Source organism: Pseudomonas sp. GW821-FHT09D08 (genome assembly GCF_059416305.1).
Genome location: NZ_JBWKOX010000019.1, coordinates 53,034 through 79,079, shown reverse-complemented (window position 1 = coordinate 79,079; position 26,046 = coordinate 53,034). Strand labels below are relative to the sequence as shown.

The following is a 26,046-nucleotide window of genomic DNA, read 5'->3' as shown; positions in this document are numbered from 1 at the left end:
CTCAGTTCCAGCCAATTGCTTTACCGTCATGCAGTTAGGCGATGAAGTGAAAGTCAAAACACTGTTTACCCATCGAATCTGCTGATAGGAATCAGGCATTTTTTACGCTTTTTATCGATCATGGGCTCACGGATCATAGCGCCATCAACAGGAGACGATCATGCTTGAACTTCGACCTTTCAACACCCTGGGAGGCGCCCACCACGGCTGGCTTGACGCCCATCACCACTTTTCATTTGCCGAATACCACGACCCCAAGCGCATGCACTGGGGCAACCTGCGGGTCTGGAACGACGACATCATTGCCCCCGGCACCGGCTTCCCGCAGCACGCCCATCGCGACATGGAGATCATTACCTATGTCCGTGAAGGCGCCATCAGCCACGCCGACAACCTGGGCAACAAGGGCTGCACCGAGGCCGGTGACGTGCAGGTAATGAGCGCAGGCACGGGGATCGCCCACAGCGAGTACAACCTGGAAGCGACGCCGACCAAGATCTTCCAGATCTGGATCATCCCGAACGAGGCCGGCCTGCCACCCTCCTGGGGCGCCAAGCCGTTTCCGAAAGGTGATCGCGAAGGGTTTGTGACCCTGGCCAGTGGCAAGGCCGGTGACAGCGAGAGCCTGCGCATCCGCGCGGATGCCCGCCTGGTAGCGGCGAACCTGAAAGCCGGGGAAAGCGCGGAATACCGCTTGGACAGCGGCCGTCGAGCTTACCTGGTGCCGGCGACCGGCGTGATTGAAGTCAACGGCTTGCGTGCGCACGCTCGAGACGGTGTAGCGGTTGAGCATGAGCAGGTGTTACGGGTGACGGCGATTGAAGACAGCGAGATCGTGTTGGTCGACCTGGCCTGATCAACCCTAAGGGAGGAAGGCAATCCTCCTCCCACAGGGGTTTTGCGGCGTTACTGGGAGATGGCGCCGTCTACCAGTATCTGTGCCTCTTGCACCAGTTGCTTGAGGTGATCTTCACCAATAAAGCTCTCGGCGTAGATCTTGTAGATGTCCTCGGTGCCCGATGGCCGTGCGGCGAACCAGCCGTTTTCGGTCATCACTTTCAGGCCGCCAATCGCCTGGTCGTTGCCCGGCGCGTGGCTGAGGATTTGCTGGATGCTTTCCCCGGCCAGTTGCGTGGAGGTCACTTGCTCAGGCGACAGCTTGCCGAGCAAGGCTTTTTGCGCCGGGGTGGCCTTGGCGTCGACACGAATGGCGAACGGCTCGCCCAAGGCATCGGTGAGGCCACGGTAGATCTGGCTCGGGTCCTGGCCTTTGCGCGAGGTCATTTCCGCCGCCAGCAAGGCCGGGATCAGGCCGTCCTTGTCGGTGCTCCACACCGTGCCATCCTTGCGCAGGAACGACGCCCCGGCGCTTTCTTCGCCGCCAAAGCCCAATGAACCCTCGAACAGGCCATCGGCAAACCACTTGAAGCCTACCGGCACTTCATACAGGCGACGACCGATGCGTGCGGCCACGCGATCGATCAGGCCGCTGCTGACCACGGTCTTGCCCACGGCCGCATCGGCGCGCCAGTCGGGGCGGTTCTGGAACAGGTAGTCGATGGACACCGCCAGGTAGTTGTTCGGCGCCAACAGGCCGCCGGACGGGGTCACGATGCCATGGCGATCATGGTCCGGGTCGCAGGCGAACGCTACGTCAAAGCGCTCCTTGAGACCGATCAGGCCTTGCATGGCGTAGCTGGAGGACGGGTCCATGCGGATCTGGCCGTCCCAGTCGACGCTCATGAAGCGGAACGTGGCGTCGACTTCAGTGTTCACCACCTCCAGGTTCAGTCGATAGTGCTCGGCAATCGCCGACCAGTAGCGCACCCCTGCTCCGCCCAGCGGATCCACGCCCAGGCGCAGGCCGGCACTGCGGATGGCGTCCATGTCGATCACGTTGATCAGGTCGGCCACGTAGCTATTGAGGTAGTCATGGCGATGGGTGGTGTCGGCCTTGAGCGCCTGCGCATGGGTGATGCGCTTGACCCCGGCCAGTTTATTGGCCAGCAGCTCGTTGGCCTTGGCTTCGATCCACTTGGTGACGTGGGTATCGGCCGGGCCGCCGTTGGGCGGGTTGTACTTGTAGCCGCCACTTTGCGGCGGGTTGTGGGACGGCGTGATAACGATGCCGTCGGCCAGGCCGCGGGTACGGCCACGGTTGTAGCAGATGATGGCGTGGGAAATTGCCGGGGTTGGCGTGTATTCATCGCCTTCGGCCAGCATCACGTGCACACCATTGGCGGCCAGCACTTCGAGTGCGCTGGCACCGGCCGGGGTCGACAGCGCGTGGGTGTCCAGGCCGACGAACAGCGGGCCGTCGATGCCTTGGGCTTCGCGATACAGACAGATGGCCTGGCTGATGGCAAGCACATGCCATTCGTTGAAGCTCAGTTCGAATGAGCTGCCACGGTGCCCGGAGGTACCAAAGGCTACGCGCTGGGTGGAGATCGCTGCATCAGGCTGGCCGGTGTAATAGGCCGTGACCAGTCGCGGGATATCCACCAGCAACTGGGCCGGCGCCGGTTTGCCCGCAAAAGGACTGATTGTCATGCATAAACCTCGGATAGAAGGATTCGGAAAAAATGGCAGTTTACTGAGAGTTGGACTGCTGCGCGACGGTATCGATCCTACATCGTTAAGAGAAATTTCACCCAGTCTGCGCCTGGCGCAACGCGTCGCTCAATGCTTCCAGGGCAATGTCCAGATTGGGTTGCCCGTGAAAGGTGTGACTCACGCGCAGGTGCTGCTGGTACAAGCCACTGACACTGAACAACTCCCCGGGGGCGATCACCACTTGCCGTGCCAGCAGGCGCTGAAATGCCTGGCGCATGTCCACCGTACGGGTAGAGGCCAGCCAGAACGCGGCACCGGCGGCCGGCATCCGATAAGTCACCTGGTCGCCCAAATGCTGCTCCAGGCGCTGGCTCATGTGCGCCGCCTGCTCGCTCAAGCGTTGGCGCAGTGTGCGCAGATGCTGGTCAATCCGCCTGCTTTGGTACAAACGGGCAATCGCGCGCTGACGGATCGACGATAAACGGAATGAGCGCAGCAGGAACTGACGCTGCAACTCATTGCTCATGTGCCGGCACAGCAGGTAGCCGTAGGGGGCTTCCGAACCAAGCACCTTCTCGAACGAAGAAAACACGATCAGCCGCTCAGGGTTCACCCGTTCGCGCAATGCGGTGTGGGGGGCTTCGAAACCCAGCTCACCAAAGGTGTCGTTTTCAAGCAACCAGCAACCGGACTGCTCCAGCAGGTGTGCCACGTCGAGACGTTCGTCGATTGACATGGCCACCCCGCTGGGCAGGCTGACGGAAGACGAGAGCAACACCAGATGCACCGGCTCATCACGCAACAGCTTCCCCAGCACGGTTCGATCCAGGCGACCCTCCGGCGTCCAGGGCAACTCGATGATGCGTACCCCGGCGTCCTGCAACAGGCGCAGGATCAGCCAGTCGCAGGGCGACTCGACAATCACGGTGGTGCCCCGCAGGCCCAGCACTTCGATCAGGATATCCAGCACGCCACGCAGGTCGGCACCGATATACACATCGTCGGCATGCCAGCAGCGCGTGGGCGACGAGGTATAGCGCGCGGCCAGGGCTGCGCGTAATTCCCATACACCGCAGGGCTGGGACCAGGGCTGCAAATGCGACGGGTACTGGCGCACCAGTTCCCGCTCGAGCCGCAGCAGTGTTTCATCCAGGGAGCCCAGCAATGCCGGCTCGTCACCACTGAGTACCAGCATGCCGGGGCGCCGGGCCGCCGCGTAAAGGCGATCAAGCAGGTCCCCGCCGGCCCAGGCCAGCGGGTTTACCGACATCGGCCAGGCGTAATAGCCGGATTTGGCCACCGAATACACCCTGCCTTCCTTCTCCAGCAACGCATAGGCGTACTGGATCGTCGAAATGGACACGTTCAGGCGTCCGGCCAACTGCCGTAACGACGGCAGTTTTACCCGGGTGTCGGTACTGACCTCGTTGATCAGACTGATCATGTAGCGATAGACCGCCTGGTACGCGAAATCCGCCTGACGCTCGCCACGCAGGGTCATCGCCCGAACAATGGCACGGCCTGCGCGGCGCCCTGGGCCGCAGCGGCGCGACACATGCCGTTTTCTCCGGCCAGCGGCCGCTTGCGGTACAGGTGCTGCAACAAGGGCAGCGGCAAACCGCTGGTGTCCGTTACCCACTGCTGCAGCATTTCGGCGGAACCGTTGCCCTGGAGGACTTTGTGCAACTCAGGCAACGCCACCAGCATGCCCGGGTGACATTGGCGCAGATAACCTTCCAGTCGCTCTCCGTGATGTACAAACGGTGAAAACAGCAGGCAGGTCAGCTGGGTCTCATCCAAGCCGAAGAACTCCTGGGCGTAGGTACTCCAGAGCATGCGCCCTTCGCGGGTCCCGGCTTGAATAAGCAAGTCGTCGGGCATGCGCAGGCGGCGCATGTACGCGGCGGCCTGCTGGACAAAACCTTCGACGCCCTCTTCATAAGTCAGCTCACGTAGGCATTCGGCCTGCAACCCACGCAGATGAGCCATCAGCAACGGATTGGAATAGATCGGATGGCTGAAGTGAAAGCCGAGTGGATCGGGAGCGTAGGCCATGAACTCGGTCAGCAGGGAGGTCGACGCGATGTCGACATCTTCCAGCAGGTCGGCGATGCCGATGTAGGCCAAGTGACGATGCCCTGCCGTGCTGGGGTTATCGCTGGCTACGTAATGCTCACCGAACAGATCCTGGTAATAACCGGTGCTCCACTCGTCCATGTGTGCGAACAACGCGTTGAGGGACATCGGATGGCCCTTGAGAACACGGACGCCTGCACCCTGGGCGGTTTTCTTGAGCCAGGCAAGAAACTGACTCTGCCTACGCGGGGAGTCACCACTGACCAGAGCGTGGACGCCGCCATTGCACGTGGTGACACGCTGGTAAAAATCACCGACGGCCAGGTAAGTGTCGTTGCACAGGGTGGCGCGGCAGTCCCCGGCGCTCACATGGCCCACCATCAACATATTGCGCTGGCTGATCTTTCGCCCGATCGCTGAGGCCGGGCGCTGGTGATTGAAGGGGTGTACCTCCTGGTTTTCCACCATCAACAACTCGACACGCGGGTCATCGTGGAGAAACAGCCGGCCGTAGCCGCGATTCAGGGTATCGAGCTGCCCCTCTGTCATGCCCGCGTGCCGTAACGTCGCGACCCTCAGTTGAAAGGTACGTGGCGCGCGACCGGCAATGGTCAGTTGAGCCGCTCGCAGCAGCGCCAGGGTATAGCTGCTCACTTCACCGCCACCGTGGGCCACCAGTACCTTGAAGTCCCCCACCTGTTCCATCCCGCCTGCCGCGACAATGATTCGCTGGATCAGTAACTGGAGAGCGGTACGTCCCGCGCGACTGAAGTGCCCGATCAGACGTTGCAGAACTTGCTGGTAAACATGATTCATAGCCTGTTCGTGAATAGTGCTCATAGTTCTACTACCCGAGTTGAAATATCAGTTTCAAGCAACTGCTGACAGTGTTTGCTTGACCTATTTTGCGTGTAGGAAAATCGCGCCACGTAGTGTGCGTCGACGTTTAAACACTAGCACCGCGCAACAAAACGACATGAATTGCCGGGCAGCATTTCTCACCCGCGCAAGCGCACAACCCAATGAAAGTAATGGAAAAACCCTTTTAAAAAGCTTTCCTTAGGACTCTTCCGACAAGCTCCTACGCTTTTTTAGCCCGCTTTTTAAAGAAGCGTCCGACAATAGACTCAAACAACTTTTCCATTTGCAGGGTCGGTGCACTTTATGAAAGTACCTGTCTTGCTGAGTACACATGTCTGCCGCGCCGATAGTTCGAATAACTATCTGCAGCCGAGTCAGAGATTCAATCATTGCTCAATCCTTGAGATGAAAGTGAAGGCGCAATTATCAGTGTTGGAATAATGATTCATAGATACAGAAACTGGCCGAAAACCAGCTCAGATGAACAACTGATGTCGCGTAAAAGGCGCACATGCAACGACGCCGCGCTGGAATTCAGGGCGGCGTCAGGGAGAAAGGGCCGGATTTGTGGGCAAAAGCGCCAGGTCGGCAGCTTCTGGAGCGGGCGGGTTAAGCCCTGTCAAATGGCGCATTTGCCCCATTCACTCAGGCGTAGGAGCACTCATTTACGAATACTCCTACAGCTCAAACAGCCGCAACCTGCAATGCAACCCGCTCGCGGCACGGGCATTCGTCCATGTAACGGTGGGCTTCGACAAACTGATTGAACGGAAACACCGTGGTTTTCAGAGGCACGAGCACACGATCGGCGGTCAGTTGGTTGATGTCACGCAACGCGCGCTGTAACGCCACCTGATCCTGGATGATGCCCAGCTCCGGCTTGCCGGTGAAGTTGCCGATACAGTGCACGAAGAACTGAATGTTCTTCTGGAACGCCGCACACGCCGGGAACGGTGTCTGGTTACCACCCTGCAAGCCATACAGCACCAGGCTGCCACGGGGCGCCAGCACATCACCGAGCAGCGACATCTGCGGGCCACCCAAGCCATCGAACACCACGTCGACACCGCGGTTGTCAGTGAACTTGTTGATTTGCATCAGCAGGTCCTGTTCCTCGGTGACAATGACTTTTTCTGCGCCCAGAGAAAGCAGGTACTCGCGCTCAGCGCTGTCCTTGGTGGCGGCAATCACCCGCACACCCAGGGCCTTGCCCAGTTGCACAAACGAAGGGCCGGCGCAATGGCTGGCGTCGGTCACCAGGGCAAACTGCCCGGGCTTGACCCGTGCCAGGTCCACATACGCAAAGTAGGCTATCAGCAGCGGCGTGTAGTGCACACTGGCTTCGATGGGGCTCAGGACGTCCGGATAGCGGGTCAGGGCCGAACGGGGCAGGACGATCTGCTCGCCATACACCGGGTAATCATTGGGGCTCTCGGCCGGAAAACTGGCCACTTTATCGCCCACTGCCAAGTCATCCACGCCCTCGCCCAAGGCTACGACCACCCCGGCCATCTCATGGCCAAGGCCGGATGGAAGGCGTGCGTGGGAAGACGCCAGGTTCTGGCGCCACAAAATGTCATACCAACTGATGCCAATCGCTTCGACACGGACCTGCACTTCGCCCGGTGCGGGATGCGCGGCTGCATGCTCTTCGCACTTGAGCACCTCGGCCGGACCAAACTTGTGAAAACGGATCGTGCGGGACATCGCAAACCTCGTCAAAGTAACCTCTATTGCCATGAACTCTATCTGGGCTTTCCGGCTAAGGCCACCGGTCGCCGTTAATAGTCGACATGTCTGTCATTGATTCCGCATCTGAGGAATAGACCTCAAGTATCGTAGGAAAACTCAATTAGCCGGTGCAGAGTACCAGCCTTTCCCCGTAAGATTCATACCGGTCACGCGTCTGAATGGACCTTCAGGGCTCTTATATCGCCGTTCTCGTCAAATAAAGCTGAATCTTCCAGGACACAAGATGAACCGTAACGACCTGCGTCGTGTCGACCTTAACCTCTTGATCGTATTCGAAACCTTGATGCATGAGCGCAGTGTGACCCGCGCCGCCGAGAAATTGTTCCTCGGCCAACCAGCCATCAGCGCCGCGTTGTCGCGCCTGCGTGGGCTGTTCGATGACCCTCTGTTCGTGCGCACCGGCCGCAGCATGGAACCCTCGGCCCGGGCCGTGGAAATCTTCGCCCTGCTCTCCCCGGCCCTGGACTCGATTTCCACCGCCGTCAGCCGCGCCGCCGAGTTCGACCCGGCCACCAGCACCGCGGTGTTCCGCATCGGCCTGTCCGACGACGTCGAATTCGCCCTGCTGCCCCAACTGCTCAAACGCCTGCGCGCCGAAGCGCCCGGCATCGTACTGGTAGTGCGCCGGGTCAATTACATCCTGATGCCCGGCCTGCTCGCCTCCGGCGAAATTTCCATCGGCGTCAGCTACACCGCCGACCTGCCGGCCAACGCCAAGCGCAAAGTACTGCGCCGCAGCCTGCCGAAGCTGCTGCGCGCCGACAGCGTCCCGGGCTCCCTGAGCCTGGACGACTTCTGCGCCCGTCCCCACGCGCTGGTGTCGTTCGCCGGCGACTTGAGCGGGTTCATCGATGAAGAACTGGAGAAACTCGACCGCAAACGCCATGTGGTGCTGGCGGTGCCGCAGTTCAACGGGCTGGGGACATTGCTGGCAGGCACGGACATTGTCGCCATCGTGCCGGACTATGCCGCCGAGGCACTGACCGCCGCAGGGGGTTTGCGCGCGGAAGAACCGCCGTTGCCGGTGCGTTCGTTCGAGCTGCATATGGCTTGGCGAGGGTCGCAGGACAATGATCCGGGGGAGCGGTGGTTGCGGTCGCGGATACAGATGTTTTTTGGCGATCCTGAGAGTCTTTAGGCGTTGTTGGGCAGGCTATTCGACTGATCATTTCTGCCTTTCCACAAACCCTGTAGCGCCATTCACTTCCAGTGGTCAGGTGAACGAGGAGGGCTGGACCACTACAGGATATCCGGGCGGTGCACTCTACCTCCTCACCGCTGGGCCAGCTCACCCCCAAAAACCATCCTCTGCCCGCCGCGCCTCAGGCAGCGGTTGTCAACTCGGTCAGTTGGCTGGCGACAAAGCCAGCCTAGAGCATCAACGCATACACCGTCTTGTTTGGCCCGGCACTCGGGGTATGGGTCCCGGTGGTCCCACCTGCAATCCACACGCCACCGCGAAATGATGCGGAGCCCGGGCGCGATATACTCCAGGCCAAGCCCGGCAGCACACTCCAGCCATTGTCCGAATAACAATTGAGATCCCCCAGCGCCGAGCCATCCGGCGCGACACCGCCCAGGACAAACACGCCACCGTCGCGGGTGAACACCGTCGGAGACGAGCGAGCCGACGCCGGCAGCGGCGGCTGCTCTTCCCACGTGCTCCCCTGGCTGCTGGTCCACACATCATTGCTGACCGTGTTGATATCGGTCTGTCCGCCAACGACATACAGGGTGGTGTCCGATGCAGCGATCCCAAACCGCGAACGCGGCGTCCAGCCGGCCGTACCGACCTTTTGCCAGTTGCTGCCGTCGCTTGAGCACCACAGATCATTGAGAGGCTGATAGCTCTGGCCAGAGCCCCCCAGCACCCACAGTTTATCCTTGAACACCACGCAGCCGAAATCACTGCGCCCGGGCCAGGCCGCATTCGCGGTCACCTGGGTCCATTGCATGCCGTCATTGCTGCTCCAGACGTCATTCAGACGCTGCGCTCCGGTGTCCCCACCCATCAGCCAAAACTTGCCTTTCCAGTACACGCCGCCGGCATTCGAACGCGCCGGAAAACTGTCGTCGAAACCGGCGACCTGGGTCCAGGTCTGCCCGTCACGCGTGTTGAAGATCGCTTTGGCCGTGTCTGGCGAAAACAGCCACAAGGTATTGGCGTTACCCAGCAGGAGGGCCCCACTGAGCGCTTTGAAGTCAGTACCGCTATTAAAGGTGTTCCAACCCCGGTTCAGGAAGAACAGGTCTAGGGACTTGCTCAACGGTCCACCCTGCCCTTGCACAGTCAGGGTGTAGGTGATCGGCTTCTGCGGAAACACTGGATAACTGCCCGAAACAAGGTCGCCCCGGGGAATCACGTAATCGCTTTGCCCCGGTGCGCTGATAACCGCCGACAAGGCGGCGCGGGTCTGCCAGGTCAGGCTCACCTTGGCCGGCAGCGTGCCGCTGTAGGCAGTGGCGACAAAGGCATCCAGCGCCACCGGCGGCACATTCACAGTGAACTGCGTGGTGAAATCCGGGGTGGCTGCATTGAGGGTCTTGTAGGCATTGAGCGTGAACTGGGTGGTGGTGTCGAGCTTGATCTTGTACTGGTCAATGCCGCTCACCCCAGTGCCGATCTGCCCCTTTGCGCTGTCGAGGGTCGTGTCGCCGAACTGCAGCTTGACCTGCTGCACGTCGAAGCACTGCCAACGCAAAGTGACCTCGTCCCCCAGCTTGGCCAGATTTGAAGGGACGGCATTGAAAAAGATGATGTTCGGCGTCGGCTCGCGCTTTTGCAGCACCAGGGTGAAGTAGCCATCGTCATAGCCCGGGAAGTCGCTGTATTGCAGGTAGGCCACCGTGGCCCCGCGGGGCGCCTGGGTGGTGATCTTCTCTACGACAAAAGCGGCCGTCGCGCCGCTGGCGGGCCCCAGCACGGCCCGGTTAGTGTTGACCGGCTTGAGCGTCCAGACCGGGTCGTTGGCACCGGCACCCGAGTCGGGGTTGGTCGCATCCCATTCGTAAGTCTGATGGCCATCATGGTACGTGGCCTCGACCGACGTCTTGATGTTCCAGGCCGAGAACGGGTCTTTGGGGTCCGACGGGGTCAACGCCCCGATGCTGTCACCATAGACGAAGGACAGCAGCACAGTCGGCGTGTCCACCCAGGGTTTGGTGACCAGGTCCTCGCTGGGCTTGAGGTTGGTCAACTGCAGCACCAACAGGTTTTCGATGGTGACGTTGTCCAGCGGGGTGACATAAACGCTGCTGTCAGGCAACAGTTGCACCGCCATGTTCTGCCGCAGATCGCCGGCAAACTCGGGGTAACGCAACAGGAAGATCTTGTACGGCGGCGAGATGTTCTGCCCGTTAACGCGCACACCGAGATCGGCGTTGGTCTGGCTGGTGAGGCTTGAAACAACGCTGCCAAGCTTGATGATGAGAGTGCCGCCCGCATCGATTAGCTGGCTCCCCTTGAGCACCAGCATGTTGCCCTGCACTGTCGCTGCCCAGCCGGTAGTGAGCACCTTGATCTGCGCCACATCCGCGGCATTGAACAAGGTGCCGGGGAATTGCAGGCGAATATCTACGGCCGTGAGCGCCGAGGGGCTGCGCAGGGTTAGCGTGTAGCTGCCGAGGTCCGAGCGCCCGATGTAGATTTCGGGCTTTTGAGTCGAGTCGTTCAAAAATGTCGCGCTGACAGCCATGTCGTGGCTCCTTTGGTTTACCCGGTATCTACTTGGTTTGCGGCGCAGGCGTCAGCTTGAGCCAGCCGTCCTCGGCCGTTTGCGGTGTATAGGAAAACGCGGCCCGATCGCCCACCTGGCTGGCCGGTAACGGCTCGTCCTGCGGAACCTGCTGGCCGTCCTGCAACACGCTAGTGGTCCATTCCCAGACGAATCCCGATTCCGGCGGTATCGGCAGGCTCAATCGCTGCTGGCTGCGCAGGATCGGATGGGTAAAGAAGGTCATTTCGATGTTGCGCAGCGCCGCCGCCGTGATGTCCGGTGGGATGCCGATGGCCTTCACCGGCAACAGGCCCGTTGTGGCATGCACCATCGCCCGAGGGTCGACCAGCAGGCTCAGGGTTTTCTGCGCGGGGATGCGTACATCTCGCAGATCGTCAATCTGCGCCTTGGCATCGGCGTAAGGGTGTGTCGGCGGATCAATGTTGGCGTGTAGATTCAGGGTGATGGTCTGCGCGGTCGGCCGCTCGATCCCCGCGACTCCCGGGCTGGGGGCCGCTGGTGCATAGAGGGTGGTGTACGGTGTGTCGCTGTCGAGCAGGTACGCCACCAATCCATCCTCGAGGTGGTCGCGATCACCCAGGCGCACCGGAATATCGATGCCGCGTATGTCGGCACTGTCGCGTTGCGTCCAGTCATAAGTCTTGTCGTTCTGGCCGGGTAACAAGCGCGCCAGTTCGTCGCTGCTGGTCACGAACGCCGGCAGCCCCTGCACCTCGCAACGCAAGCCGGCGCGCACCAGGGCCAGCGGCTGGCCCATCAGCACTGCTTGGGCCTGAGCGGCCTGTTTGTCGTCCGGCAGGATGTAGGTGTGGGCATTTTCGATGGTACCTAGCAAGGTGGCAAAAAATGCCCTGGGTTTACCCAGGATGAATGTGGCCAACTTCACAAGGTGCGGGTTGGCGTCGGCGAGGTCCTCCTGCATCGAACGGGCGGCGTTGCCAGGCGCCGAATGCCAGGCAACGGCCTGCTGCGCACCAAATACCCCAAGCGAACCCAATACCTCGCCGGTGCCGGTGAACAGCATCAGCGCGTTTTCCAGGTAGTTCGGCACAATCCAACCACACAGTGGGGAGGTCGAGGGCACCGGGTTCATCTGCACCTCGTCGTTCCCGGCACTCAGCCAGCGGAACAGCAAACGACTGGGCTGGGCGATGCGAGGCGCCAAGTAGCCTTTACCTGTGACACCGTCGGGCGCCTGCATCTGCCAGGACACCGAGACCTTCTTGCTGTCCTCGAACTGCTCGGTGTCGACCAGCAGGCGTTTGCGCCCGAACACATCGACAAGTTGCAGTTTCGATAAGGTGAAATAACCGGCCCGCATCAGGTTGTACAGACTCTCCTGGCTGATCGGCACCTGTCCGGTCTGCTCGCCCGCGGCCCAAGCCACGAAGTGGGTCAGGCTGTTGACGTACTGCGTGTTGTCAAAGCTGTCGACCAGCGCCGTCGGCGTCGACTCCTCGTCGTAGAACGGGTTGAACGGATTGAGCTGCAAGCCCGCCGCTCGGGTGATGAACCCGGCGTTTACCCCGCCCAACCCTTGCGCCAGCAGCGGTTTGTCCACCAGGTACTGCACGATCGCTTGCAGGTCGGGGTTGTCGTTGTGTTGCAGGTAGCGGCGCAACTGTTCGATCAGCGGCTCGGCTACCTTGGACGACAACAGGATGCTGTCGGTCAGCTTCACCCGCCCCTTGGCCGGTTGCGGCGGGGTCTTGCCGAAGACCAGTTCGATCTCTCGTTCATCCAGCTGGAACTGCTCGGTGATATAGCTGGCCTCATAGTCCTGCGATCCGCTGGTGCTGTGCTCGAAAGGCACGTAGGTGGCTTCCCAGACCAGGAACAGCGGCAGGAACGGGTCCTGCCAATCGAGCGCATGGTTCAGGGCCAGCCCCTGCGGCGCTTGCCCACTCCAGGTGAGCGTGAGGCCGTTGCTGGTTTCGCTGGGGTTTTCGATGATCGGTAGGTTTTTCCACGGGGCCGCCGCGTTTTCCGTCCAGGCTTGCTGGATCTGCGCGACGAGCGCTTGCTGTGCGGCCGCGACGTCCGTCTGTGGCGTCCCTTTGAGCGCCCCGGCGATCTGCGGTACCAGCAACGGGTCGAGCAGGCACTTTTCCCCCAGCAGACGGCTCAGATCATCGAGAATCGGCTGCAGGTCGCGTGCTTCAGGGCTGCCGGCCGGATTGACCTTGGGCACACCGAGCGTCAACGCGCTTTGCAGGGCGGCGGCCGTCAGGCTGGCGCCGCTGGTGTTGGCGCTGACCTGGCTCAGCAATTGAGCACCAAGCCGGCACGGCAGGCGTTTGACGTTACCGTTACGCCGGGCCGGTTGCAGCGTGTCGCCGGTCACCACCAGCACCGGCTCGTTGGGCTGCCAGAAGCGCGCGGCGTTGGTGGTCTGCAATTCGAACTGGCTGTAGGAGGAGGCAAGCAGGCTCACCAACGTATTGGCCTGCGTCACCAGTTGCCCAACCAGACTCTGCGCGGACGCCTTGCTGACGTAACTGCCGTCGGCGGCCTGACTGAGAAAATCCTGTGGCCCGCAGTAAAACACCGGAATGTTTTGGGTGGCCGGGGACGCGGCAGCGGCCTTGCCGAAGGCAGCTTCGAACTTGGCCCACAAATCGAGGATCTGCTCGGCCAGGTAAGTGTTCAGTTGCGTGACGTCGAAAGGCACCGAGCCGGTATCGTCGTAGAGACCGGTGATGTACTTGTACCAATCCATGAAGATCTGCTGACGGCAGGACACGATGATGTTGAGCAACGCATCCAGGCGCTGCTGGTACACGTTAAGCGCATTGAGCTTATCGCCCAACTGATTGTGATCCTCAGGCAGCACCACCTGTGGCGCGGCGTACTGCGAGCCGCTACCGGTCTGCTTCTGCCGAATCATCCAAATGCGCCCGGCTTGCAGGGCACCGAAGCCGTTCTGATGTACTTCCTGCTCAAGCTGAACCAGCGTCAGCGAGCTGCCAAGCCGCTCCAGCAAACCCATCTGCAGCGCATCCAGGAGAAATTCCAGGTTGTCTTCGATCTCCTGGCCGGCGCCGTCAAGCTGGCCCTTGGGGTCCTGGGGTTTTCTGTTGCGCCATTGCTCCTTGATCAGCGCGGCCAGTGCCGACGAACTCGAACTGCCCATGGCGGCGCGCACGGATTCGTCGCGGTCGGTCACGGGTACCAGGTAGCACTTGGGAAATCCCGGCTTCGCATTGGGGAACACCGGGTTCTGACCGGTGGTATTCCAAGGGACGTTCGCCACCTGCGCCGTGTAGACACAGCGCGAGGGAAGCTGTGCGGGCGTGGGCGTGTACTGCCACAGGTAAAACCCTTCCACCACCTGGGCGAGCAGTTGCTCCGGGGTCAGTTGCTCGTCGAGCGGCGCCTTGCCGTTGTCGACACGAGCCTGCGCGAGCGCCTGTTCGAAAGCTGTACTCTGCAAGGGGTCGTCCGCCGCGCTGCTGTGCCAGCCGCTGACCTGGTACGACACCTCGAAACGCGCATTGCCCAGGTCAAACCCCTGCCCTATATCCTGGAATGTGTCGTGAAAGCCGAATGCACTGGCGCAGTCCGGGTAATAGGCACTGAACGTCGGCCCGCTGTTGCCCAACGCGCTGATCGCACCCAGGCTTTGCCCAGGCGCCATGAAGTTGCTACCCGACAGGACGAACGCTGGCAGGTGGCGCACATCCGTCAGCGCTGTACCGGGCAAGTCCGGCTCCGGTTGCCAGGTTTGCAGCTCGAACACCCGGCCCATGCGCCGCGACGGCGGGTAATAAGCGGCGCCGCCATTGCCGGCGATGTCGTAGCCAGGTGGTACATCCCAGCCCACCGGCAGGGAAATGCTGGTGCGCTGGCTGGAGGGGTAATAGTCCGAGACGTACTCCTCGGGCGTCATCAGGTAGTCGCTCTCGACCACCCACTGTTTCACTTGCGTGCCCTGCTGCCCCTGGAGGATGCGCGTCACCAGCCAGCGGTTGGGTGCCGGCGCGTAGTCCACCGTGCCGTCCGGTGCCTGGCGCCCTTGGGCTATGGTGTCGGGCAGCGCCCAGTGCAGGTGGATGCCCGCCTTGAGCTGCTCGATCACGTTCTGGCTCAAGGGGTTGTAGGTGTTGCTGCTGACGTTGGCCTTGGTCCAGGTGCCGCTATGCACGATGGCGCCGTTACGGCCCGGTTCGCGCCAGGGCAGCCCCTCATAGGCGGTCGTGCCGCCGGAAAACAGCTCAGTGCTTTTGGTCACCAGGCTCGCGTCGTTCGGGCTGACCCGCAATGCCTGTACGTTGACGGGGATGATCAAGGTCATTATTCAGATCCTGCGCTGAGGTCGAACGAAACGAGGCCGACACCCTTCACCATTTGCAAGGCAAATTCGGAGGACGGCAGATGGTCGAAGCCGCTGTAGATACCCTGGATGTAGTCGCCGTACTTGGGGTCGTGCAGGTTCTTTGACAGCCGGTAAAGGCGCAGCAGCCGCCGCTCGCTCGCATCCCGGAACGGTACGCTCTGGAACACGCCAGGCACCTGCTCGCCCGCCGTATTCGTTTGGGTGGCGTTGGTGAAGTTGTAGCGCAGGTTGATGGCTTTGGGCTCAGTAGCCGCGACGCCAAAGTGCAAGCCTTCGGCGGGCTCATGGATATCCACCGAGCCCAGCGTCTGACCGTCGAGGTCAAACAGGCACAACAGCACGCCGGGGGCCAGGCGCTCGAAGCGCACAATGTCCATCGCCTTGCCGTCGGGGGTATAAGCGTTCACTTCAAGCCCCGGCCAGCCCTGCACCACGTCCGAGCGCAGAATGAAACCGCTCACCACGTCCATGTCGATTTTTTCCTCGGCCTGGTCTTTCAACCCCAACGCGATGCTGCGGCTGATCGAGGCATGCCGGGTGGTGTGCAAATTGACCCTGGCCTTGATCGCAACATCGTGGGCGATGGTCGGGTCGGCGGCATTACCGGTCACGGCCCGGCCGATACTCAGCGCACCGTCCAGCAAGCTCTGAATCCAGTTCTCGTCCAGATAGAAGAAGCGTATCGACTCCGGCGGCAACATACGCTCGTCCGGCACCAGATAGTTGAACGGGACGCCATCGAGTAGCTTGAGCTTGGCCAGCCAGCTGTAGATCTCCAGCGGCACGCTGAACCGAGCGTCGCCGATGGCGAGCAACTGCGTCGCGTCCGAAAGCACCTCCCGTTGGTACCTGACGCGTCCGGCGCGAGCAACAGCCAGGTTGCCGGTGGCCAGGAGTGCGTCGGGGGTTGGCAGGAAGGGCTTGAGCAAGGGATAGATCAGCGAGTCGCTTTGCAATTGCTGCTGGATTTCATCAAGCGACTGCTGCAACACGATAGCTTCCATCTGCGCCACGACATCGCGCAGATTGTCCCGGCGCCAATTGTAGAGCAACACCGAGAAATGCTTGTTCTGCAAGGCCAGCAACTGACCCATTTGCCATGCCGCCGCATAGGAAATATCGAACAGCCCGGTGTCGGGGTCGTACTGGGTCGCGGCATCGGCGGAGGTCCAGGTCGGCGGCACTGTGTCGGTCTTGATCTGATACGGCGTCAGCGGTCCGCGGTACCACGACACGGTATTGCCCGCATCGCGGGTGTGGTGCTTGAGCGCCGTATAGCCCATTTGCAGCGCATTCTTGGCCCCCCGGGTTTCGTCCGTGTCGCCCTCCTCCACCGCCGCGACCGGCAAGCCCAGAGCAAAGTTGGCGGCGACTGTCGACGGCGTCGCCTGACCTGCCAGCGGGTTCTTCGGCTTGAGTTCGAGCAGCAACTGCTCGAACCGCTTGCCCGTACCGGTGGAGGTGAAGGACCAACTCGTCAGCGAGACCAGGCGCATGAACCCTTTGTCATCGATGGCAAACGCCGGTTCGTTCGGCGCCTGCACGGAGCGTGGCCGGCTGACTTCGCCACCGTTGTCCGAAGTGGCCGGGTCGATCGGCAAGAACGGCTCCATGGCCTCCAACGACACAAGGTGTGCGATACAACGCTTGCCGGTTTGCGGCAGGCGGTTGCCGGTGACGATGGCGAAGTTGGAAGTGCCCGGCACTTTCGAAAGGTCGTTGCGCGAGGCCGGGACGCCGTTCTGTGTCGCCTTGCGGATGATCTCGACATTGCGTACGTGGGCCATCATTTTCAAGTCGTCCAGTGACGGCGCAACGCTCCAGAACAACCCCAATGGGACATCAATGTAGTTGCAGGCGTCGTCCGCGTGCTGGCCGTAATCCAGATACTTCTCCAGCCGTGCCGCATCGCTTGAACTGTCCAGGTCTGCGGCGGCGTAGAAGTACGAATAGCCCTGCGCGATCTGCGTCTGCGGACGCTTGAAGAACAGGTCGCGCAGCTTGCCGGCGCTCGGGCTGGCACTGAACCCCTGATGCTTGAAAGCCAGCTCGTCATCTTCGTCGAAAATCAGCACAGCCATCCAGGTGGGCACGTCGTGATCGTGCTCCTGGTCGGGAAAACTGACCACCGGCTCAGCAAGACTCGGGCGGCGCATCCAGGGCAACGTCTGTTTGGTAAACACTACATGCGCCAACGTATCGGTGTATTCGCCCTGGGTCTGGTCAGGCGGGAACACGGTCTGGATATCGTTGCTGTCGAGGGTGAAACGCGGCGCCTGCACCGCAAAGTGATACTGATTGGCATAGTGCTGCTGCTCCTGCGAGACGCGCTGGGAGACCGTGAACTGGTACTCGCCCGCCTCCAGCCCGGGCAGGTTGTGCTGGATGAATTTGACCGTCCCTTGAATGGGGTGTTCTCGATTATCAGTCACTGCTTATCTCCAACACGTAGTGATCAAATTGCACTCGTTTCCTCGCCGAGCACACGAATCAGCGGCCAGTCCCAGAGCGGGTAACGGGCCAGACGGCTGACATCGAGTGCGGCGCTGTCAAAGTTGAAACCGAGCGAGTCGAGGCTATCGACCATCTTCTTGCGTTCGGCGGCGACCGCTGCCGCCGCCAGGTCGGCCAGTTCGAAGCTGACGTTGCGGATGCTGGCGGTCGCACGGGTGTAGGTCAGCACGGTGCCCTCCTCGCTGATGACGGCGGCGAAGCTGTCGCGGGTGGCGACGGTGGGTGTATCGAGCAGCCAGAGCATCTTCTTCGTGGTGTCGAAAAGCAGCGCCCAAAGGTCCGCGTCCGCGGTGATTGCCGGGTGACGGATCATTGGCGAGAGTTCCAGGCCACTCAGGGTGTTGGCGATCATCCGCGCCCCGTTGATGCCCGGGTCCTGCCCGGCCCACAGGGCAGACTGGGCGTTCTGCAAGGCGATGCCGACCGCCACTTCGTTGACCGGCACGTTGTAGTTTTCAGGTTTGGTGTAGTCCTCGCCGGCTGGCAGGCGAGTCAATTGCATCTGATGGTCGACGATGAACTGGCTAGCCTTCAGCGCCATGGGCAGGACACCGAAATCATCGGCCCAGCCCGCACCCTCGTCATTCGCGCCATGGGCCGTGGGCCTCGCGGCGGGCGTGCCGCTACCGACATAGGTGAACGCGCCCGCCGGGGTGAACGGCGTATTGACCTTGAAGTCGTTGAACCGCGCCGTCTTGCTGGGAATGACCATGCTCGAGGCGATACCGAAATGATTGGGGTCGAGTACCCAGTCGAAGAAGGCCGTGCTGTCCTTGGCCTTGAGGTCGCTGATCAAACCCTGCTGGACCGTGCCCCTGACCAGTTGGGTTGGCTGTACGTCACCGGCCTTGTCGGCGTCGGTGCGGCTGAACATCTCCAGGCGTTTTGTGTCGCCATTTGCCGCCGGCAGGAACGACGTTTTGAAGTCTTCCCAAGTCACGGGATCGGGTTCGGCCCTGCCGCTGCCGAAGCGCACGCTGAAACTGATGATGTCCAGGTCAATCGTGGCTACACCGCCGAACTCGGGGCCCCAGATGTTCAGATCGACACCCACGTGAATCGTGATTTTGACGGTGACAAACAGCAGGTTGGCCTTGAACGAGGCGCCCAGGTGAATATACGCGGCGGCTTCGTAATGGAACGGCCGCCAGCCCAGCAGAAAATCGATTCCCACGCTGAACCAGGCGCTGATCGGCCCCGATTCCCAAGTGGCCTGGACCGTGAAACCCGCCATCAGCGTGTGCGAGAGCAGCGCGAAGTAGCATTCGCCCTTGAGCACCAGCGGCCCGGTTTCATAGACCATCTGCAAGCGCGGCACGGTCGGGAAATAGTCAGGTTTCTTGAACCGCGGGCTGTAGCCGCCCATCGAGACCAGAAACTCTCCGGAGTGTTCACCGGCGAACCAGGTGTAGAACGCAAACCCGCCACTGACGTGGCAGAGCCCGGCGTAGATGAACGACGCCGGGGTCAGACGGCCATCGACGGCGATCAGTCCGCTGCTGGACTCGAAACGCGCCTCCAGCGCTACTTCGAGGTAGACGATGGGCTTTGGCGCACCCTTGGGCACCGTCACTCGACAGATTCCGAGCAGCGCCACTTCCAGCGAGACGCCGAAGGACACCGTGAGCAAAGCGGTGGCGTCGACCATTTCGAACGAGGTGAAATCGATGCCGGCCGCCACCCAGTACTCGCCCGCCTGTGGATGAATGTACGCTGCAGTCTTGACCAGCGTTTGTTGCAACACTTGCCCAGGATTGCTCGTACCCAGGGTGGTGGGAAAGCTGTTTTCCGGGCGCTTGTTGTTCTGCGGCAGCAACGGGTAGCTGGTCAGTTGGTCGATGCTCGGCAGCCCCAGGCTACGGTTGATGCCAAAACCGCCAGCCAGCCCCGTCACGAAGAAAAATGGCGGCCCACCCAGCGGTTGCTGAAGCCGAACAAAGATAAAGAAGGAGCTTTCATCGGGCGCATAGCCACCGATGGCGGTGAGCGAGAACGTCGCCACATTGACCCGCGCTTCCCCCAGGTAGTCTTTGTCAAAGCGCAGGAAGCCACCGGCGATGCTCAGCGGACCGGTCTGCAACGCCAGGCTCATGCCATCCAGTTGGGCCGAGATGTCCAGATCCGAGCCCTTGCTATCAGGGATCTTGAAGCCGAGCCCCAGGCCCTGCAGATCGAAGGACAACATCGCCAGGCTGAACCCGGCATCGATCAGCAGCCAAACACGGCCGTCTTCGTAACGTACACCGACGCGGGCGAGCGACACCGGGCCGATGGATTTCCCCACCGTCAACCAGGCGGCATTGCCCGCCGGTGGTTTCGCCGCTACGGCCGCCACCGTCTGCGTGCTCACGGGTGCGGTATCGCCACCGGCCGAGAGCGGCAACGCTACGCCGCCCAGTTCGATGTCGGCGGCAAAGTTGAAGCCTGCGGCAATAACCGTGGTCGAGCCCTTGGCATCCTTAGGTAACGGCAAGCGGCACGGCACCTGTGCCTGCGTCAGCAAGGCGTTGAGCTTTTGCACCTCATCGGCGCTGAGGGGCGATGCGGCGAAGAGCGCCTGCACGTTCTTGATGCTGCCCAGGTTATCGTCGGTGAAGATCTTGCCCACGAGCGGCAGATCGGCCAGCGACGCTTCAAAGCCGAGCAGCATCTGAAACACGTAGTTCGAGGTACTGGTCCCGGTCTTCGGGTCCAGGGATTTGAGCGCCACGAAAGTGCCTGTGCCGTAATGGGCCGAAGTCGCCGACAGCAGCACGGTGTTGTTGCTCATGTCATAGACGAAGCTCGCCTGCGACAGGGCCAGGTCAAGTTCCGCAGGGATGGCGGGAATCGAGAAACCCAGCGCCCCGGCGATATCTGCGAACTGCAGGTAGTCGTTGTCCTGGGCTTTCCAGTTCGCCTGGATCTTCAGGCCGGGCTGGGTGCCGGAATCGAACGTCAGGGCGAAACTGAAGTTCTGCTGCCCAATCACGAAGCTGCCTGTCAGCGCTACAGATGCGTCCGCGCCAGTCTTTTTGAACAGCACCGACATCTGTGCATCCACGCTGGTGTCCAAGAGCGTGAACGCCGTGCGGGCAGCCCCGAACACCGTGTAGGCATAATTGCTTTCGCCCCCTGCCACCGTCACGCCGAAACTGTCGAACACGATGGTGCTCAGCACATCGGGCACCGGCACCGACGCACTGACCACACCCTTGACGATACTGCCCAGCGACACACTATCGGTCATCTGCCCGCTGATCAGGTCGATATTCCAAGCGGCCGCCTGTTTGACGAGCACGATCGAAAAGTCGAACGTGGTGTTGAAGATCGTTGGCAGGAACTGCGCCGAGGCCCGGATCTCGACATTAGTCGTGGGCTTCGGTCCGGCGGGCTCGGTCAGCCTGACCATCAGCGTCAGCGACTCCAACGACAGCACGCTGGGTATCAGTGTCCAGGGGGCCTCGGTATGGATGGCGAGCGTGACCGAACTGACCGGTGCCGATTTGTTCGCCAGCACCATGCGATAGAACGTCAGGCCGATGTTCTCGAACACCTTGCTGAGCACACTTGGAATGTACTCGTCGTAGTGTTGCCCGCCCGGCAGGCTCTTGATCAGGTCCGACGCGCTGAACGTCGCACCCGGTGCCGGTTGCGCGAAAATCACCAGCGAATCGAGGCTCCGGGTGATCTCCACGCCGCAGTCGAGTTTGCCGTCGAACAGCGAGGAGATTGCGAAGCCGATCTGCTGGGGCTCATCGCCCTTCTCGCTGATGCTCACCCCCACCGCTGGCGCAGCCAGGCTCAACCGCCAGTCCCCTACCCCAATGGAAAACACGCCTTCGGAAACCGGGGCGCTAAGCCGCCCGGTCGGGTACGGCGCATCTGCGGCCGGGGCGAACGGCCCATAGAACTTGTACGGCGTACTGCCCACCAGATCGCCGAGAATCGCGCCGACACCGCTGATGTTCTCCAGCCCGATCGTGGACAGGAAGTTCTGTCCTTGGGCCAGGCAAATGAAGGTCGCATCGTCCTTTGACCAGCGATAGGTCGTCTGTGCCAGCGAGGTATAGACGAAGCGCGGGTTGGCTGGTTTCAACAGCCCAAAGGGGAAGAACGTCATCCCCGGGAAGCTGGAAGCAAGCTCCCAGCCCGGCGGCAAGGTTGCACCGATAAGTACAGCCACCTTGCCATCACTGGCGGTAAAACTCAGCTGGACGCCGACTTCGCTGACCTTGAGCAGCGCAGCGGTCCCGGTGTTGACTCGCACGACGCCTTGGTCGGGCCCGCTGACATCGCTGCTCTGCAGGCCCTCGACCGTCAGCTTGGTGCCTTTTTCCAACAAGAACGCGGTGGCGATGTCCGCTACCTGCTCATCGCTCAGCAGGCGGTTATCGAGCACCACCTTACCGTTGTCCGCTGCCTGCTTGCGTAGGTCGCTTGCCAGTTGATTGATATCCACTGTGGACTCCTGCTCAAGTGATATTGGTCACTTGTTGGTTATTACCGTTGGGCTGGAACAACTTGTCGGGGATAAAGCCGGCCTTCTTCACCCCGGCAGCGATGATCGATTCCACGGCCTGGCAGATGGCACGGTTGCGAGCTTCGGCATTCCCGGCCTGGGAAGCGATCTGCGAAACGGGGAACACGCTGTTGACGATGAAGTCCTTCAGCGAGACAGGCGTGGCGGCTGCGCCCTGATTGATGACGCTCTTGGTGCCTTCAGTGATCGCATACCAGCGTTCGTAGTTGTAACGGATGCTGTTGAGGACCTTGCCCTTCTCGTCGCTGTCGAAATAGCTGTTCGTCTGCTTGAGGATGGTCGACTCAGTGGTGATGCCAAAGGCGTGCCTCTTGATGTCGAGATAGTTGGTGAGGCTGGTGTCCTCGGCCGAGGCGATGAAATACGGGCTGAAGTTCAGGTTGTTCTGGTCAAGCCAGTCGATGTTCCACAGCACCGCCTGCTGGAGTACCCGGTCTGTCCTGAACACCGAGTTCAGGTAGTCCCCACCCGGGCTGCCCAGCAACCTTCGATGCGCCTGACGATCAGCAATGATGCTGTCGGTGGTATCGGTGGCCGTTTCGCTGCCAAATCCCATCCCGATGAAGCCGCGTGCGAGCATCGCACCTTCGGCGGCGGCCAGCCCCCGGAAGGCATTAAGGTGATAGACGTTGTCATCCACCAGCCAGGCGTAGTTCCAGCGATTGTTGGAGCTGCGCCGCAGCCATTTGCAAAACTCGATGGCCGCGTAACGGCTGGCGCCGAAACCGACATAGGGATAGTTCCCACCCAGCAGCCAGCCGGCATCGTTATGGAACGACCAACCGATGACATGCAGGTTGGGAACGGTGTGCAAGACTTTCCAGTACTTGGGGTATTCGAGAGCGTGAACAATGAGATAGATGCGCCGATTGGCATCATTGACCCGCCCCGGGTAATACCAGGCCGGTACCGGGCGCGTGTCTGGCACGATTTGGCCGCTAGGGTTTTGCTGGGTGCGTGCATTGAAAGCTTGCAGGTCCGACACATTGGCGAAGTGGGTCTGCCTCAGGTCTTGCAGAAGATCCGCACCGCGTGCGAAACCGGAGGCGATCCAGTCGCTGCGATTGCTTGAAATGACGACCAGCGGCGGCAGGGACGCAGCATTGTTTTCGGCGAGTAGAATCGCGGCCGAGGTGCCGTTGGTGTAGAAGTCCAGCGCCCGGGGCAGCTTTCCCGCGTCGCGCAATACATCGATCCTGTCGTTGACCAACTCCAGGCAATCGCTCTGGTCGGTATCTTCGAGTACCGGGGTTTCAATCGGCTGATACTTTTGACTGACCAGGTTGCCGCCATAGTTGCTTTTCACGCGCAGGGTAATCGCCATAAATACTCCTGACCCGGTTATCCAAGTGAGTGGCTGTTGCAGGAGACCGCCTGCGCGGTCCCCTGCGCTGGGCTAGGGCCTTACTTGGCAACCGCAAGGAGTTGCGTCAGCGACACCTTGAACTGCTCGAGCAATTTCGACGGCTGTACCCCCCCACCCTGCGGGGGAGCCTGAATCACCTGCAGCGCGAAATCTGCGCTGAGCTGGCCGCTGACGGGGACCTTGGCGTTGTAATAGGCGGTGACTTTGCTGACGTAGTTGGCCGGCAACGTCGCACTGGTAGCAAAGACTCGCCCGGTGACCAGCGGGGACTTACCGATCGAGATGATCTCGCCGTTGGCATCCGGGGTATCGAAGATGAAATACATTTCGGCATCCGGATCAAACCTGGAAGACGACAACGCCACCGTCACATCCACCGGATTGGCGTTATTCAGTGCAACTGTGCTCGACCAGCCGAAGCCTGTGGCGGGAGTCGGCGGCTTGGGCGGGATCGCCAGCGCAACGTAGGCCGCATTACCCGCTTCCACGATCGCCTCTTGCAGCGGGATAATCGCGCTGCCGGCAGGTGCCGGATGGTTGGCATCGGTAATGAAGGCGATCAGGTTATACGGCGCACCCTGTACGGGTGGCGACACGTTGCTGAACAGGAACGGCGTGTCGGTGACGGCCACCCCCTGCCCTGGCGCGCTGATGCTGACAACGTTGCTCTGGTCCTGGGTGTTCAATCGGACCCACTGCAGCTTCTTGTTGATGTTATCCGCGCTGCAATACCACAGCTGAACGCTGCCGACGGCCGTCTTAGTGACATCCGTGCTCAGGTTCTTGGCCCGGACATACACGTAGTTGGTGCCGTGATAATCGACAGCCTGCGAAAAGCCCTGGTCGTAGCACTCCACGAAACTGCTGAGGTCCGCGGGGCCGGCGGGCGCACTGCGGGTGATGAGGTCCGGCGAGGCGTCGTTCGGCGGCGTCTTGCCTGGCGATGTCTGGGCCAGGTTGTTGCGCACGAATAGCCAGTTGTAGTCATTAGACATGTTGCATTCCTCCTTAAAAGGTTTCGGCCTAACGGAAGCCGCCGTTGGGAACAACGCCATTGGAACCGACAATTGTCACCAGCGTCGGCTCTACATCCAGGAGTGTCCTGTAGCCTTCGTAGCCCAGGTACCGCTCGCCGTTTTTCGAGTCCACAAACACACTGTGTTCATCGAAGTTGCAACGCTTGTAATGGTTCTCCAGGTTCTGATCCCCATCCAGCAAATCACTGATGCTGGCACGCACTGCAGCCGACAGTTCAGGTGCATTGGTCACAACAAACTGCATGGTGAAGTTTGCGGGCTTTGGCTTGCCTTTGAAGTTGACATAGAAGGTGACTTTGCCGGCATAACCACCCTGGATTTTCACATTGGTGCCGACGATAAAGTTGGGGTTGACGTTGGGGTCTGGAGCACCGGGTTTTTGCGGTACGGGGGTGTCCCCGACGGCAATGGAGTCGCCCCATTTGGTGTTGTTGTTTGACGAGAAACCGACGACCGCCCCGACCGGCACGTTGGTTATCTGGATAGAGCAGGTGAACAGCGCATCATCCCAAGTCTGGTTCATGCTGATCTGCTGCTCATAAACATCCGAGGCCGAGACCGCCTGGATATTCACGTTGTGCCAGCCCAGGTTGCGGTTGGCGTAGATCCACGCCGCGTATTGATCGACGCTGGAATTGACGCCCGACGGGAACTGCGCATTCACCGCATCGAAACTGTCCGCGACGACCGCTATCAGGCAATGGTGCTCGGTGGTTTGCGGCTTCCAGGTGAACGCATTAGTGGCAACTACTTCTCCTGGACCGGCAGTCAGGGTTTGATAGTTCTGCCGCACTTCAATGGTTTTTCTCGGATCGTTAGGGTCCTCGACGACGGAGGTGTAGTTCATCAGACTGTCTTGGTTGTACCAGACATTCGGGGCCAGGAAGAGATTCTGCGGCACCTGAAACAAATAGATGTTTTGGGAGACATTTGCCGCACTGACGTTTTTCGCGCGGACATAAAAGTTATTGCTGAAGAACTCTTTTACGTCCTGATCGTAAGCTTGGTCATACTTCGAAACCATTTCCTGGGTCGTCAGCGCACTTTGGCCAGCGACCAGGATATCGGGGCTCCCGGTCCAGCTCCCCGAGCGCGGTAATTTACCAGTGTCACTCAGATTATTTCGAATCAGAAAATCATTTTTGACAGCCATGATGAGGCCTCACATTTTAAAAGAGTGATAGTCGGAATGATGACAACTTAGATGGATGCGCCGGTTAAACCCTCTCCATGCAACATCACATCAGGTGACTTGCAACGGTCTACGGGTATCGAGGTATTGGGTAGCGTTC

At 60.7% G+C, this 26,046-nt stretch carries 13 protein-coding genes; 2 read left to right on the top strand and 11 right to left on the bottom strand.

All coding sequences use genetic code 11. The annotated features are described in order from the left end of the window. Window positions 1-160 precede the first annotated feature (160 nt). On the top strand, window positions 161-856 hold the full coding sequence (locus tag AC07OP_RS25450; protein ID WP_495102960.1) for a pirin family protein: 696 nt from the start codon (window positions 161-163) through the stop codon (window positions 854-856). Window positions 857-906: 50 nt separating this feature from the next. Here the strand turns inward: AC07OP_RS25450 and pgm are convergent, their stop codons facing one another. The 4 genes from pgm to AC07OP_RS25430 all read right to left on the bottom strand — a co-directional run bounded on the left by pgm (window position 907) and on the right by AC07OP_RS25430 (window position 7,197). After that, window positions 907-2,550, bottom strand: a complete 1,644-nt coding sequence (gene pgm, locus AC07OP_RS25445; RefSeq protein WP_495102961.1) for a phosphoglucomutase (alpha-D-glucose-1,6-bisphosphate-dependent) — start codon at window positions 2,548-2,550, stop codon at window positions 907-909. Between the two features lie 97 nt (window positions 2,551-2,647). Further along, a complete protein-coding gene (locus AC07OP_RS25440; protein ID WP_495102971.1) occupies window positions 2,648-4,054 on the bottom strand; it encodes an aminotransferase-like domain-containing protein in 1,407 nt (468 codons plus the stop codon). Continuing rightward, a complete protein-coding gene (locus AC07OP_RS25435) occupies window positions 4,051-5,469 on the bottom strand; it encodes a hypothetical protein (protein WP_495102962.1) in 1,419 nt (472 codons plus the stop codon). The genes AC07OP_RS25440 and AC07OP_RS25435 overlap by 4 nt, the downstream gene beginning before the upstream one ends. Window positions 5,470-6,174: 705 nt before the next feature. Continuing rightward, window positions 6,175-7,197, bottom strand: a complete 1,023-nt coding sequence (locus AC07OP_RS25430) for a zinc-dependent alcohol dehydrogenase family protein (protein ID WP_495102963.1) — start codon at window positions 7,195-7,197, stop codon at window positions 6,175-6,177. 268 nt (window positions 7,198-7,465) lie between these two features. On the opposite strand from AC07OP_RS25430, the gene AC07OP_RS25425 reads away from it, so the two are divergent. Further along, window positions 7,466-8,380 carry a LysR family transcriptional regulator gene (locus tag AC07OP_RS25425; RefSeq protein WP_027605763.1) on the top strand — a complete coding sequence of 305 codons (915 nt, stop codon included), beginning with the start codon at window positions 7,466-7,468 and terminating at the stop codon, window positions 8,378-8,380. Between the two features lie 232 nt (window positions 8,381-8,612). Here the strand turns inward: AC07OP_RS25425 and AC07OP_RS25420 are convergent, their stop codons facing one another. From AC07OP_RS25420 to AC07OP_RS25390, 7 genes are all read right to left on the bottom strand, one after another. Then, entirely contained in the window at window positions 8,613-10,937 is a 2,325-nt protein-coding gene (locus AC07OP_RS25420) for a Kelch repeat-containing protein (protein WP_495102964.1), read from the bottom strand. A gap of 28 nt (window positions 10,938-10,965) precedes the next feature. Further along, window positions 10,966-15,273 carry a hypothetical protein gene (locus AC07OP_RS25415; protein WP_495102965.1) on the bottom strand — a complete coding sequence of 1,436 codons (4,308 nt, stop codon included), beginning with the start codon at window positions 15,271-15,273 and terminating at the stop codon, window positions 10,966-10,968. Continuing rightward, window positions 15,273-17,747 (bottom strand): hypothetical protein, encoded by a 2,475-nt coding sequence (locus tag AC07OP_RS25410; RefSeq protein ID WP_495102966.1) that lies wholly within the window; start codon window positions 17,745-17,747, stop codon window positions 15,273-15,275. The genes AC07OP_RS25415 and AC07OP_RS25410 overlap by 1 nt, the downstream gene beginning before the upstream one ends. 23 nt (window positions 17,748-17,770) lie before the next feature. After that, window positions 17,771-22,270, bottom strand: coding sequence for a DUF6603 domain-containing protein (locus AC07OP_RS25405; protein WP_495102967.1), 4,500 nt, complete (start codon window positions 22,268-22,270; stop codon window positions 17,771-17,773). Between the two features lie 13 nt (window positions 22,271-22,283). Next, a complete protein-coding gene (locus AC07OP_RS25400; RefSeq protein ID WP_495102968.1) occupies window positions 22,284-23,675 on the bottom strand; it encodes a hypothetical protein in 1,392 nt (463 codons plus the stop codon). A gap of 80 nt (window positions 23,676-23,755) precedes the next feature. Next, a complete protein-coding gene (locus AC07OP_RS25395; protein ID WP_065941379.1) occupies window positions 23,756-24,712 on the bottom strand; it encodes a hypothetical protein in 957 nt (318 codons plus the stop codon). A 28-nt stretch (window positions 24,713-24,740) separates the two neighbouring features. Further along, window positions 24,741-25,907 (bottom strand): hypothetical protein, encoded by a 1,167-nt coding sequence (locus tag AC07OP_RS25390; RefSeq protein WP_141155030.1) that lies wholly within the window; start codon window positions 25,905-25,907, stop codon window positions 24,741-24,743. Window positions 25,908-26,046: the final 139 nt, after the last annotated feature.